Raw genomic sequence first — 13,124 nt, 5'->3', positions numbered from 1 at the left:
CCCCCACCCACTCCACCCACTCCACCCACGAAAGACCAGCCATGAACCGATTCACAGGGCGAACCGCCGTCGTCACCGGCGCCTCGTCCGGCATCGGCGCAGCCAGCGCCGTACGTCTGGCCGCCGAAGGGGCCGCCGTCGTCCTCGCCGACATCGACGAGGCGGCGGGCACCGCACTCGCGCGGAAGATCCGCGACGACGGGGGGCTCGCGGAGTTCGTGCCGTGCGACGTGTCCTCCGAACAGGACTGGCGCAGCCTGAAGGTCCGCACGCACCTGCTGTTCGGCCCGGTGGCCGTCGTGCACAGCAACGCCTTCACCCACACGCCCGCGCCCGCCCACGAACTGCCCGGCAGCGACTGGGACCGTGACATGGCCGTCAACCTCAAGGCGCCCTACCTGGCCGTTCGGACCTTCCTCGACGACCTGCGCGCCGCCCGCGGCTCCTTCGTCGCCACCTCCAGCGTGCACGCACTGTGCAGCCTGCCGGGCTACCCGGCCTACGCGGCGGCGAAGGGGGGCATGTGTGCGCTCGTCCGCCAGCTCGCGGTCGAGTACGGGCCGGACGTGCGGTTCAACTCCGTGCTGCCCGGCCCGATCCTCACCGAGAACTGGCAGGACGTGGACGAGGAGGGCCGCCTGCTCTCCGCCCGTGCCACCGCCCTGGGACGGCTGGGCAACCCCGACGAAGTAGCGGCCGCCGTGGCCTTCCTCGCGTCCGACGACGCCTCGTACATCACCGGCACGAACCTGACCGTGGACGGCGGCTGGGCCGTGAAGAAGGAGTCCAAGTGAAGATCACCTCCCTGCGGACCTACCTCGTCGCCCCCCGCTGGTGCTTCCTGCGCGTGGACACCGACGAGGGCATCACCGGCTGGGGCGAACCCGTCGTCGAGGGCCGTGCGCACACCGTCGCGGCCGCCGTCGAGGAACTGTCCGACTACCTGGTGGGCCAGGACCCGATGCGCATCGAGGACCACTGGCAGGTCCTGACCAAGGGCGGCTTCTACCGCGGCGGCCCCGTCCTGTCCAGCGCGGTCGCCGGCATCGACCAGGCACTGTGGGACATCGCCGGCAAGGCGCTGGGTGTGCCGGTGTGGCAGCTGCTCGGCGGCAACGTCCGCGACCGGGCGCGGGTGTACAGCTGGATCGGCGGCGACCGACCGACCGACGTCGCGCAGCAGGCCGCCGCCCGCAAGGCCGAGGGCTTCACGGCCATCAAGATGAACGCCTCGCCCCAGCTGGAACTGATCGATACGCCGCGGGCCGTCCGCGACATCGTCGAACGGGTGGAGAGCGTCCGCGCGGAGGTCGGCGACGGCTTCGACATCGCCGTGGACTTCCACGGCCGCCTCACCCTCCCCATGGCGCGGCGGGTGCTTCCCCTCCTGGAGCCGTACCTGCCGTTCTTCGTCGAGGAACCGGTGGTTCCCGAGATGAGCGCCCACATCGGCGAGGTCGTGCGCTCCACCAGCATCCCCATCGCCACCGGAGAACGGCTCTACTCCCGTTGGGACTTCAAGCCGGTGCTCCAGCAGGGGATCGCCGTGGCCCAGCCCGACCTCTCGCACGCCGGTGGGATCTCGGAGGTGCGGCGCATCGCGGCGATGGCGGAGGCCCACGACGTTTCCCTGGCGCCGCACTGCCCGCTCGGCCCGATCGCGCTGGCCGCCTGCCTCCAGGTCGGCTTCGCGACACCCAACCTGCTGATCCAGGAGCAGAGCCTCGGGATCCACTACAACGCCGGGTCGGACCTGCTGGACTACCTCACCGACCGGTCCGTCTTCCGCTACGAGGACGGCCACGTCGCCCTGCTCACCGCACCGGGGCTGGGCATCGACGTCGACGAGAAGGCCGTCGAACGCGCCGCCGAGACGGGCCATCGCTGGCGCAACCCGGTGTGGCGACGGGGCGACGGCTCCCTCGCCGAATGGTGACGCGTTGAGCCCCCGCGCGGTACGGGCACGGCAGCGGGCCCGGCGTCAGGAGGTCAAGGACTCCAGCCGCCGCCGAGTGGCCGGGCCGTAGACCCCCTGCGGGTCGCCACGGACGCCGTACTTCGCCTGGAAGTACCGCACCGCGTTGTCGAGGTGCCGGTCGAAACGGCCCCGCTGGGGCAGGGCCCACAACCTCAGCTGCCCGAGGCGCCGCTGCAGATCGACGACCTGGGGGCCCGTGTCGTGCCGGCGCAGCGTCGGCTTGTCCACGGGCGCCGTCGGCGGCGCGGGGGAGGGCGGCACGGTGCTCGGACTGCCGGATTGCTGTCCGGCGGCCGGTGCTGCGTAAGCACCGGCGGATGTGCCCATGGCGGGCGCGGACGGTGTACGCGCCGGGCTGTTCCCGGTCGTCGGCGGGGTGCGCCGGGGAGGGCTCGGGAGCGGTCCGGGGGACCGGGACGCCTCGGGCGACGTGCCCGGTTCGTCCTCCCCGTCGAGTACGTCGAGCCGGCTCGCGGGGGCCTGCGCCGTCGCCTCCCCGCTGTCCTGGCTCCGGGCGAAGGCGTACGTACCCGCGATGGCCGCGGAGCCGATCAGGGTGGCCAGGGCCGCGGTGACGCGCAGCGGCCGACGCTGCTTCGCGGGCCGGTGCGCCCGGTGACCCGCCGGCCTGCTCATGACAATGGGCTGGCCGACGTCACCGCCGGGCGGTGGGCCGCTCTCGTACGCGGCCTGCGCCGCGACCCACGACACCGTGGCGGTGTCCATGGTGCTCGGTGCGCCCCCCGGCGCGGGCTCGTGCGGGGCGATGTACGGCCTGACCCAGTCGCGGTCGAACTGTGCCGGGGCAGCGGTCCGGCCTGCGCTCGCGTCGTGGTGCGCGATGCCGCAGGCGCAGCGCAAGAGGTCACCGCATCGGGGGCAGAAAGGGGTGCTCACCAAACTCCAGTCGGCTGTTCCGGTTAATGCAGAATGGGCCATCGGCGTGCCACGTCGTACCGCTCTTGAATTGCCGGGCCCGTATGTCGAGGGTGTCCTGATGGTCGTCCGCTGCGGGACAACCGTGGGGTGAAGGAGGGAGTGAACGGTGAATCTACTGCGTGCGGAGCTCTTGAATCCAGTCCAGTCGGGGCCCAGTTGATAACGATCGGCTAAACGTCCGACCCGGTGCTGCCCAGGGCCCTCTCCCTGGAAGTGCACGCCGTGCCGATGTCTTGAACTGTTCGAACTTCTGTCAACAGGGCGGGTCGGCACCTCCTATGTCCGCCTTGGGTGATCGGCGGGTACCGGGGCCGATCGTGCAAGATCTTCGGTGTTGACTTCCTTGCGCGTGTGTCTGATTCTGTTCGGTGCAAGGGTGTTGCGGCTGCCCTTGTCGAGGCGCGCCGACCGGAGGGCTCTCCCCGGTGGCGACCGTGCGCTATCCGCCGACGGCGGGCGAAATCGAGACCGGACCTCTCCGTGCAGGGAGAATTCCGGTGGCTCGCCCTGCCCGGATTAAAACACGTCCGCATTTTCGAGGACGTTTCTGGAATTCTCGCTGGAAAGAACTATCGACGGGCATGTCGTGTCCTGAACAATAGGGCGACTTTCCCTCCCACCCAGGATGTCCCACGTGTCGACGAACCATCCCTCTGTTGTGGGTCGAATGACCGACCAACAACTGTGTGACACCATCCGCACCGCGGACCCGGCTGCCCCGTCGGCCGAGACCGAGTTGCGCGGACGCCATGGCCCGAGGGTCTCCGCCTTCGCGCGAACGGTCTGCGGCGACCTGCTGGCGGCCCGGCGCGCCGCGGACCGCGCGACGGAGCAGTTCCTCGACCGGCTGGCCGCCACGACCGACGCCCTGGACCAGCCCCCTCGCCTGGCGTTGCTGGCGCTGGTGTCCGCGTCCGCATCCCCCGCACCGCCCGGGCCCTCCGGGGCGGGATCCGTTCCGCTGGACCCGGGGCTCCAGTCGTTCGTCCGCAAGGGATTCGTCACCCTGTCGCCGCGCACGCAGTCCGTCCTGTGGCACTCCGTGGTCGAAAGGGAGCCGGACGAGGATGTCGCGACGATTACCGGCGATCGGCCCGAGGTCGTACCGGACCTGGCTCACCGGGCATTGGTCGCGTGCCGTGACGCCTTCCTGCGCGTCCACCTTCAGGCGCGACCGACCCCGCACTGTCCCGCGTACGCACGCATGCTGGACGCCGCCGCGGGGCGCGCCGACGTGCGGGAGAACCCCGACCTGACGCGCCATGTCGACGGATGCCCCGGGTGCGCGGCCGCTCTGCGTGGCCTGGTCGCCCTCTGCGACACCCCTGGCCCGTTGCTGGCCGGCTCCCTGCTGGGTCCTGCCGGCCCGCTCTACCTCTCCGCGGCGACCCGTACGGACCAGGACTCGGACACCGAGGACACGCTGTCCCTCCCGGTCATGACCGCGACGGGGGTCACGGGCGGGTCGGAGCCGACCGCTGGCGACCGGAAACCGTCCTTCTTCGTACGGAGGCCGGCCGGGCGGATTTCCCTGGCTGTCGCGGCGGCCCTGATCACGACGACGGCGCTGGCCGTCGTCGTCCCGACGGCCTGGGGGCCCGAAGCGCCCGCCACGGCTCAGGGGCAGCCACCGCGAGTGCACGTCGAGGCCGGCGCGGGGGCGCCGGCCCCGTCGGCGAGCAGGTCGCGGCCCTCCGCATCCGCCTCACCCACTCGTTCCCCCAGCGCGTCGCCGTCCGCGACGGGCCCGTCGCCCAGTGACGGGCCCACGCCCAGCCCCACACCGGGCACGGAGGCTGCGACGGCCGATCCTGTTCAACCCTTCAGGGCCTCGTCGTTCGTTCCGGCCGTCAATTCCGCCACCGGTCTGTGCCTGGACGTCCGCGGCGGCACCTTTGCCAACGGTGTCGACGTGATCACCGCACGCTGCCGTGCCGGAGCGCCGGTCCAGCAGTGGCGCCTGGACGAAAGGGGACTCCTTCGCAATGCCGCCAATCCGAGCTACTGCATGGACGCACGCGGTTCCGCGGGGGACGGCGTGGGCATCTGGTCGTGCTCGGCAATCGGCGGGGCCGAGGGGAACAACCTGGTGTTCTCCACCGATGCGACAGGACGCATCAAGCCTCGGATCGCACCCGGCTACGCCGTGACGTCCGGGAGTGGTGAGCCCGGAGCACCCGTCACCTTCGGCCGCACGGGCCCGGCGGCCGAGCAGCGCTGGAACGAGCCCACCGGGCAATCACCCTCGAGCCATTAGTCAAACAGATTCAGACATGTTCCGATAGGAATCAACAGAGCGGGGCCCGTCCTGGTCCAGGCCTGCGGCGGGCTGCGCCGGGCGGCCTCCCGCCCTGCACCTTTGATGGTCTCGCCCGGCGGGCCGCTGTTGAGGAGGCCCCGCTGCGCTGTGGCATCCCTGGAGGTCACAGGGGTGCATCAATCCGAAACCCTCGGTTCACGCTGTTGACTTATGGCGGAAACGGCGCTTTTCTCTGTTGCATCAAGTTTGAAAACGGCCGACTGTGGCGGATTCCCCAGTGAGGGCTCCCCCGCCGGGGACTCGTCGGCCGAGGCCGGACTCCTCTCCCTGCGAGTCTCCAGGGACCTGTAGCCCCGGGCGGCGCTCACGACGGCGGCCGGACCCCCACCCCATCGCACGTGCCCCACTGGTCGCCCGGTGCGACCCGTTCAAGCAAAGGGATCGACATGCTCACTCACCACCACCGCCGTCCGGTAGCGGCCGCGGCCCTGGGCCTGGCCACGATGCTCGTCCTGTCCTCGTGTTCCAGCGGTCAGGAGACGACGGGCGGCACCGCGGACGTCGGCAAGGTCGACGGGAAGATCTCCCTGACCTATCTGCAGAAGCAGGGCGACCAGGAGTACTTCATCGGCGAGGCCGCCGGCGCGAAGGCGAAGGCGAGTGAGCTCGGTATCGACCTGAAGGTGGTGAACCTGGGCAACGACGCGAACAAGACGGTGAGCGAGGCCCAGGCGGCCATCTCGCAGAAGAGCAACGGGCTGATCGTGGTCGTTCCCGACCCGGCCGTGGGCCCGCAGGTCGTACAGCTGGCGAAGACCGGCAAGGTGGCCCTCCTGACCTCGGACGACCAGATCTGCAGCACCGGCCCGGACCCCTCCGCCTGCGGCGCCGACGACCTGGTGCCCCGCATCGGCTTCAGCGGTGAGCAGATGGGCGGCGAGGTCGGCAAGCGGGCCGCCGAGGAGTTCAAGAAGGCCGGCTGGAACCCGGCGGAGACGCGGACCATATCGGCCTGGAAGCAGGACGTCACCGTGTGCACCGACCGTGTCAACGCCTCGAAGAAGGCGTTCGCGGAGGCCGCGGGCGCGCCGGTGCAGAACATCGACGTGCCGACGGACAACTCCCCCACGGGCGCCCAGGACAAGATCGCCGCGACGATCACCGCCAACGCCTCCGTGAAGCACTGGGTGGTCTGGGGCTGCAACGACGAGAACGTCCAGGGCGGGGTCACCGCCCTGGAGAACGCCGGCTTCACGGCCGACAACGTGATCGGCGTCGGCCTCGGCGCCTACCTCGCCTGCAAGAACTGGAGCTCCGGCAAGCCGTCCGGGATGAAGGCCGCGCTCTTCATCAACGGCAAGGACGTCGGCGCCCTGGCGGTGCAGACCATCTTCGACAAGCTCAAGAACGGCAAGGACTTCCCGAAGGAAGCCTTCGCCCCGACCAAGATGGTCGACGCCTCCAACTGGAAGGACGCGGGAGTCACCTGCGGCTGAGCCCGCGCCCGCGGCCAGGACGGGTACGGCCGCCGCAGCGGCGGCCGTACCCGCCACCCGTCCAGACCACCACCGCCGCCGCCCAGCAGCGTCGCCGGCACGAACGCCCCACGTAACCCCAGCTTGCGAGGCCCCCATGACCACAGCCGGTACAGAGCCACCCGCCCCCGCCCGGGACCCCGGCGAAGAGATCTCCGTCGAGAACATCACCAAACGGTTCGGTGCGGTACAGGCGCTCAGCGGCGTCACGCTCGCCTTCCCCCGGGGTCGGGTGACCGCCCTCATGGGGGAGAACGGCGCCGGCAAGTCGACCCTGCTGAAGATCCTCACCGGTGACCACCAGCCCACCGAGGGGAGCATCCTCTGGGACGGGCGCCCGCGGACCCTGTCGTCACCGCACGACGCCCACAAGGCCGGGATCCGCATCATCCCTCAGGAGCCCGAGATCATCCCGCACGTCTCGGTCGCCGAGAACGTGTACGCGGGGGCCCTGCCGCGCACCGCCCTGCGCCGCCTCGACCGGGCGGAGCTGCGCCGCCGCATCACCGCGGACCTGGCCCGGCTCGGATTCGAGAAGGTCATCCACCCCGATCAACTGGGATCCGAACTCACCCCCGCACAACGCCAGTTGGTGGAGATCCTGCGGGCACTGACCGGCGAGGCCAAGGTCATCGCCTTCGACGAGCCCACCTCCTCCCTCTCCGAGAACGAGGTCGAAGCCCTCTTCGGCCTGATCGACCGGCTCAGGGACCAGGGCATCGCCGTCATCTACGTCTCCCACCGCATGAAGGAGATCTTCCGCCTCGCCGACCGCATCGCCGTCCTGCGCGACGGCACCGTCGCCGGCGTGCTGGAGGCCCGCAACACCAGCGAGGGGGAGGTCGTCCGCCTGATGGTGGGCCGTGACCTGTCCTCCCTGTTCGTGCGACAGGACGTCGCCCGCGACGAAGTGGTCCTCCAATTGGAAGGCGTCACCACGGACGACGTCAGCGAGATCGACCTCCAGGTCCGCGCCGGAGAGGTCGTCGCCCTCGCCGGGCTCATGGGAGCCGGGCGGTCCGAGCTGGCTCTCGCCCTCGCCGGTGACCGGCCCATCCGATCGGGTCGTGTCTCCGTCAACGGCCGCCCCCTGCGTCTGCGCAGCCCCCGGGACGCGATCCGCGCGAGCATCGGACTCGCCCCCGAGGAGCGCAAGGCCCAGGCGCTGTTCCTCCACCGTTCGATCCGGGACAACACCTCCCTGGTGAGCCTGGAGCGCCTGCGCCGCTGGCGCTTCGTCCAGAGCCGCCAGGAAAAGGCGGTGGCGCAGGACTTCTCCGACCGGCTGCGGGTGCGCACCCCCTCGATCGAACACGAGGTGCGCAAACTGTCGGGCGGCAACCAGCAGAAGGTCGTGCTCGCCCGCTGGCTGCTGCGCAAGCCCAAGGTCCTGATCCTGGACGAGCCGACGCGCGGGATCGACATCGGAGCCAAGGCCGAGATCTACCGCATCATCGCCGACCTCGCCCGCGAGGGGGTCGCCCTGCTGGTGATCTCCTCCGAACTCCCCGAGGTCCTGGGGCTCGCCGACCGGATCGTCGTGATGCAGAACGGTCGCATCACCGGCGAACTCGACCGGTCGCAAGCCACGGAGGAAGCCATCCTCAACCTCGCCATGGCCGACGACCTCGCCTCCGTCGCATCCGACCGACCGCTCACTGACTCCGCCGATGGAGACGCTCGATGACCACCACCCAGACGCCGGCCACCACCGAGAGCCTCCCCGCCCCGGCGCGGAAGACGGCGGGAGCTCTGCTCTCCTCGCTCGGAGGGCAGAACCTCAGCCTGATCGGCGCCCTCGTCCTCGTCCTGGCCCTGTTCGGGTTCCTGAACGACAACTACCTCAGTCTCGCCAACATCCAGGTCATCGGCGAGGCGGCGACGATCACCGGCCTGCTCGCCATCGTGCAGACCGTCGTGATCATCTGCGGAGGCCTCGACATATCCGTCGGCTCCCAGGCCGGCCTGGCATCCGTCGTGAGCGCCATGGTCTTCACGTCCGGCGGATCCAACCCCTACCTCGGGATGGCCGCCGCGATCGGAATCGGCATCCTCGTCGGTGTGGTCAACGGAGTGGCCATCGTCTACGGCCGGGTCAACCCCACCATCGCCACGCTCGCGGGCCTGGCCGCCTACAAGGGCGTGGCCCAGCTCGTCTCCGGCGGCCGCGCGCAGGGCTACGTACTCAACGACCCCTTCTTCGTGTTCCTCGGCCGGGGAAAGATCGCCGGGGTACCGGTGATGATCTGGATCCTGGTGATCGTGGCGCTGGCGGTGCACGTCATGCTGAAGTACACGGACATCGGCCGCAACATCTACGCGATCGGCGGCAACGACACCGCGGCGCGACTGGCCGGCATCAACATCAACAAGTACCTGGTGGCCGTCTACGCGCTCATCGGTGTGGTCGCGGCGGTCGCGGGCATCCTGCTCACCGCGCGGACCGGCTCGGGGCAGCCCGTCTCGGGAAGCGAGGGCCTCGAACTCAAGGCCATCACGGCGGCGGCGCTGGGTGGCTGTGCGCTCAAGGGCGGCAAGGGCGGGATCGGTGGCACGCTCCTGGCCGTGGCGCTGCTCGGCGCGCTGGAGAACGGCCTGACCGTCGAGGGCATCAACACCTTCTGGCAGAACGTCGCCCAGGGCGCCCTCCTCGTCGCCGCCGTCGTCATCCAGCAGCGCCGAAGCGGTGAACGGGCCGTCGGCCTGCCCCACTGACCCGGGCGCGCACGACGGTAGTACGGCGCGGTCGGCCCGACAAGGCCCGCCCCTGGCAGGGGCGGGCCTTATCGGGCGAAACAGTCCTCCGACCTGAAACACGATCAATCACACGGAAGCCGAGGAGGATCGGGGAGAGGTTTTTCGTTCGGTACGCACCGCCGATATTCGTCGTAAGTGCCCGCACGGGCATAAAGAGATGGGACGGTCACCGGGGATGCCCACCGGATACGCAACCGGCAAATCCGCCCTTCGGTACGAAAGTTCGGCGAAGGTCCTGGGGAACCCCTTGCCCATCCTTATTGGATGCAGTGTACAATTGATCTCTGTCTGGAATTCGCTAGAGATCATTGGGTGGGACTGTGACGGATTCGGCACCGCTGGCGGCCCAGCGGCGAGAAGTCATCCTCGATACCGTGCGCCGCAAGGGGGCGGTGCGCGTTGCCGCGCTCGTGGAGCAGCTCGGGGTGTCCGACATGACCATCCGCCGCGACCTGGACGTGCTCGCGAGGGCCGGGTCGGTCGAGAAGGTGCACGGCGGGGCGGTGAGCACCTCGGGCACCACGTGCGACGAGCCCGGGTTCGAGACCAAGTCCACCCTCAAGTCGGCGGCGAAGGCCGCGGTCGCCGAAGCGGCCGCCCAGCTGGTCCAGCCCGGAAGTGTCGTGGCGATCTCCGGCGGGACGACGACCTACGCCGTCGCCCACCGTCTGCGCGACATCGCGAACCTGACCGTGGTGACCAACTCCCTGCCCGTCGCGGAGCTGCTGCGGTCGTTCGGGACGGAGGACGGCTCCGCGGCCCCGACCCTGCTGGTCACGGGTGGAGCCCCCACCAAGTCCGCCTCCCTGGTGGGTCCGTTGGCGGATCAGGCGATCCGATCGCTCCAGGTCGACCTGGTCATCGTCGGCGCGCACGGCGTCTCCGAGCGGGCCGGGGTGACCACCCCCAACCTCGCGGAGGCGCAGACCAACCGGACTCTGATCTCCGCCGCGACCCGGCTGGCCGTTGTGGCCGATCACAGCAAGTGGGGCGTCGTCGGGCTGAGCCGGTTCGCCGACCTGTCCGAGATCGACTATTTCGTGTCCGACGACGGACTCGCCGAGCAGGCGCGGACCGTCCTCGGCGAACAGGTCGGCCGGCTGATCCTGGCGGAGACTCAGGGGACGTGAGGGACGAGCGGCGCACCCGTGCCGGTGACATCGCCCGTCAGGGCTCGAAGCGGTAGCCGAAACCGCGGACGGTGACGATGCGCTCCTGGCCGATCTTGTGGCGTAACCGCTGCACGTGCACGTCGACGATCCTGTTGTCGCCGCTCCACGGCGCGCTCCACACCTGCTCCAGCAGTGCGGTCCGTGACAGGACCACGCCGGGTTGCGCTGTGAAGGCGAGGACGAGTTTGAGTTCGGTGGGCGTGAGGTCGAGCAGGCGGCCGGAGCGCCGCACCGTCAGGCCTGCCGGGTCGATCCGCAGGTCACCGAAGTCCGTCGCCGACGTCCAAGGCGATGTCGGCGACGCCGGGCCATCGGCGGTGCGACGCAGCGCGCACCGGATCCGTGCCACGAGGACCGGCAGGTCCAACGGCTTCGTGACGTAGTCGTCGGCGCCCGCCTCAAGACCCAGTACGACGTCCACGGGATCGGTCCGCGCGGAGATCAGCAGCACGGGCGTGCGGCTCTCGGCGCGGATGCGCTGCAGCAGGCTGACCCCGTCGAGGCCGGGCAGGGCGACGTCCACGACGGCGACGTCAGGGCGTAGTTCCCGGAAGCGGGCCAGCCCGTCGTCGCCGTCGACGGCCGCGTGGACCTCGTACCCGTAGCGCCGGAGGGCGAGGGATGTGGCCTCGCGTGACAGCGCGTCGGCCTCGACCAGTAGTACGGAGGTCATGGCCCCGCCCATCGTCCGCCTTCACCCGTATTGATCCGGCGCCATGCGCGCCGGCGCCCCGAAAACGTTCCGAGCCAAAGTGGCATTTCTACGCTCATGTGACGGGGTGTCCTAAGTTTGACCATGCACCAGGCGGGTGTCAAGCAATTGTGTGAGTGAGTAGCCGACCTGAAATGCATTACGCTGCAAGCCAGTTGGAGCGTCGGGCCGCGGTGCAATCTATTTCTCGATACCTCTTGGCCGCATATACGGCGTGGCGTTATGGTCCGCCATACGGGCGCGCACAGGAAAGCGGGGAAGAGCGACAGTGTCGGAACAAGGACGGCTCGTGGCCGGCCGCTACCGGTTGGTGCAGCGAGTCGGCCGCGGCGGCATGGGAACCGTCTGGCGTGCCGAGGACGAGCTCCTCGGCCGGCAGGTGGCGGTGAAGGTGCTCCACGTCCCCCCGCACGTGCCGGACGACACGCTCCGCACGCTCCACGAACGCACCCGCCGCGAGGCGCGCAGTGCGGCCCGGATCGCCCACCCCCATGTGATCGTGGTGCACGACGCGGTCGAGGACGAGGGCCTGCCGTGCATCGTGATGGAGTACGTGCCCTCGATCACCCTGGAGGAAGCGCTGGAGCAGCGGGGTGCGCTCCCGACGGCCGAGACCGCCCGGATCGGCCTCGCCGTCGTCGAGGCGCTGCGCGCGGCCCACGACATGGGGGTGTGGCACCGCGACGTCAAGCCGGCCAACATCCTGCTGGGGCACGACGGCCGGATCGTCCTCACCGACTTCGGCATCGCCGCCGTGAGCGGCACCGAGACGCTCACCAGGACCGGCGAACTGGTCGGTTCCCTCGCCTACCTCGCTCCGGAACGCCTGCGCGGCGGCGACGCCGGGGCCGCCGGCGACCTCTGGTCCCTCGGCGTCACGCTCTACCGGGCCGTCGAGGGTCGTCATCCCTTCGACCGGGAAGCGCCGATCGAGACGGCGTACGCCGTCGTCAGCGACCCGCACGCGCCGCTGGCCGGCGGGAGCACCCTCGCGCCCCTGATCGACGGGCTGCTCGTGAAGGAGCCGGAGCAGCGGACCGGCCTGGCCGAGGCGGAGCGACTCCTGCGCCGCGCGGCGGAGGGTGGGTCCGCCGGTCACGGCACGTCGTCCACCCCGCTCCACCGGGCCGCCCGTCCCGCCCGGCGCGTACGCCGGGGCCTCGTGTGGTCCGCCGCGGCGGCAATGGCTGCGGCGTGTGCCGTGACCGCGGTACTGCTGTGGCCCGGCACGCTCTTCGGCGACGGGTCCGCTTCCCGTTCGGGCGGTCGTGGCAGCACGGCAGCGCCGTCGCCCCCCGAGGGCTACCGCTTCCAGGACGGGGGCGGGCTCACCTTGCCGGTGCCCGCCGGCTGGCGCCGCGACGAGCTGGCGGGAGGAGAAATCGCCTTCATCGATCCGTCGGGCCTCCTCGGGCTGCGCGTCAAGGCCGACGCCTTCGCGGGCGCCGACGCGCTGGAACACTGGCGTACGACCGAGGAGGAGCAGACGCGCCGTGACAATCCGGGCTACGAGCGCGTGCGGATGACGGCGAGCACCGTCCACGGCAGGCCGGCGGGGTACTGGGAGTTCACCTTCAACGGCAAGGTGCGCAAGTTCCGCGCGGTCGAGGTGGCCTTCGCCGACACCGCCGGTACGCAGTACGTCGTCTACTTCTCGGCGCCGGATGCGGAGTGGGACCGGCACCGACCCGTCTTCGATACCGCCGTCGCAGGGCTGCAACTGCGCGACTGAGCCCACGACCACGCCGGTAGTCAGCCCGGCGGGCGAGCG

General features: G+C 70.4%; 10 protein-coding genes. 8 read left to right on the top strand and 2 right to left on the bottom strand.

Annotated elements, in window-relative coordinates; genetic code table 11:
* Positions 1–41 precede the first annotated feature (41 nt).
* Complete coding sequence (locus OG386_RS05335; RefSeq protein ID WP_328786998.1) at positions 42–794, top strand: SDR family NAD(P)-dependent oxidoreductase; 753 nt, start codon at positions 42–44, stop codon at positions 792–794.
* Complete coding sequence (gene dgoD, locus OG386_RS05330; protein ID WP_052874720.1) at positions 791–1,936, top strand: galactonate dehydratase; 1,146 nt, start codon at positions 791–793, stop codon at positions 1,934–1,936. The genes OG386_RS05335 and dgoD overlap by 4 nt, the downstream gene beginning before the upstream one ends.
* Before the next feature lie 45 nt (positions 1,937–1,981).
* On the opposite strand, the gene OG386_RS05325 is transcribed toward dgoD, so the two are convergent.
* Positions 1,982–2,875 (bottom strand): peptidoglycan-binding domain-containing protein, encoded by an 894-nt coding sequence (locus tag OG386_RS05325; RefSeq protein ID WP_328786997.1) that lies wholly within the window; start codon positions 2,873–2,875, stop codon positions 1,982–1,984.
* 709 nt (positions 2,876–3,584) lie between these two features.
* On the opposite strand from OG386_RS05325, the gene OG386_RS05320 reads away from it, so the two are divergent.
* From OG386_RS05320 to OG386_RS05300, 5 genes are all read left to right on the top strand, one after another.
* A complete protein-coding gene (locus OG386_RS05320; RefSeq protein WP_328786996.1) occupies positions 3,585–5,174 on the top strand; it encodes a ricin-type beta-trefoil lectin domain protein in 1,590 nt (529 codons plus the stop codon).
* Positions 5,175–5,623: 449 nt separating this feature from the next.
* A complete protein-coding gene (locus OG386_RS05315; RefSeq protein ID WP_328786995.1) occupies positions 5,624–6,673 on the top strand; it encodes a substrate-binding domain-containing protein in 1,050 nt (349 codons plus the stop codon).
* A gap of 136 nt (positions 6,674–6,809) precedes the next feature.
* Positions 6,810–8,399: a sugar ABC transporter ATP-binding protein gene (locus tag OG386_RS05310; RefSeq protein WP_328786994.1), complete on the top strand. Its 1,590-nt coding sequence runs from the start codon at positions 6,810–6,812 to the stop codon at positions 8,397–8,399.
* Positions 8,396–9,427 (top strand): ABC transporter permease, encoded by a 1,032-nt coding sequence (locus OG386_RS05305; RefSeq protein WP_328786993.1) that lies wholly within the window; start codon positions 8,396–8,398, stop codon positions 9,425–9,427. The genes OG386_RS05310 and OG386_RS05305 overlap by 4 nt, the downstream gene beginning before the upstream one ends.
* Before the next feature lie 362 nt (positions 9,428–9,789).
* On the top strand, positions 9,790–10,599 hold the full coding sequence (locus OG386_RS05300) for a DeoR/GlpR family DNA-binding transcription regulator (RefSeq protein ID WP_328786992.1): 810 nt from the start codon (positions 9,790–9,792) through the stop codon (positions 10,597–10,599).
* Between the two features lie 37 nt (positions 10,600–10,636).
* Here OG386_RS05300 and OG386_RS05295 read toward each other — a convergent pair whose 3' ends face one another.
* Positions 10,637–11,314 carry a response regulator transcription factor gene (locus OG386_RS05295; RefSeq protein WP_328786991.1) on the bottom strand — a complete coding sequence of 226 codons (678 nt, stop codon included), beginning with the start codon at positions 11,312–11,314 and terminating at the stop codon, positions 10,637–10,639.
* A 328-nt stretch (positions 11,315–11,642) separates the two neighbouring features.
* Here OG386_RS05295 and OG386_RS05290 point away from each other — a divergent pair, with 328 nt between their 5' ends.
* Complete coding sequence (locus OG386_RS05290) at positions 11,643–13,085, top strand: serine/threonine-protein kinase (RefSeq protein WP_328786990.1); 1,443 nt, start codon at positions 11,643–11,645, stop codon at positions 13,083–13,085.
* Positions 13,086–13,124: the final 39 nt, after the last annotated feature.

Source organism: Streptomyces sp. NBC_00273, from assembly GCF_036178145.1.
Taxonomy (GTDB): Bacteria; Actinomycetota; Actinomycetes; order Streptomycetales; family Streptomycetaceae; genus Streptomyces.
This window is presented reverse-complemented; position numbering and strand designations above follow the sequence as displayed.

Excerpts from the sequence above, each read along its gene's own strand:
- OG386_RS05335 (WP_328786998.1), top strand. The coding sequence starts at position 42 with ATGAACCGATTCACAGGGCGAACCGCCGTCGTCACCGGCGCCTCGTCC.
- OG386_RS05320 (WP_328786996.1), top strand. The coding sequence starts at position 3,585 with ATGACCGACCAACAACTGTGTGACACCATCCGCACCGCGGACCCGGCT.
- OG386_RS05315 (WP_328786995.1), top strand. The coding sequence starts at position 5,624 with ATGCTCACTCACCACCACCGCCGTCCGGTAGCGGCCGCGGCCCTGGGC.
- OG386_RS05310 (WP_328786994.1), top strand. The coding sequence starts at position 6,810 with ATGACCACAGCCGGTACAGAGCCACCCGCCCCCGCCCGGGACCCCGGC.
- OG386_RS05305 (WP_328786993.1), top strand. The coding sequence starts at position 8,396 with ATGACCACCACCCAGACGCCGGCCACCACCGAGAGCCTCCCCGCCCCG.
- OG386_RS05295 (WP_328786991.1), bottom strand. The coding sequence starts at position 11,314 with ATGACCTCCGTACTACTGGTCGAGGCCGACGCGCTGTCACGCGAGGCC.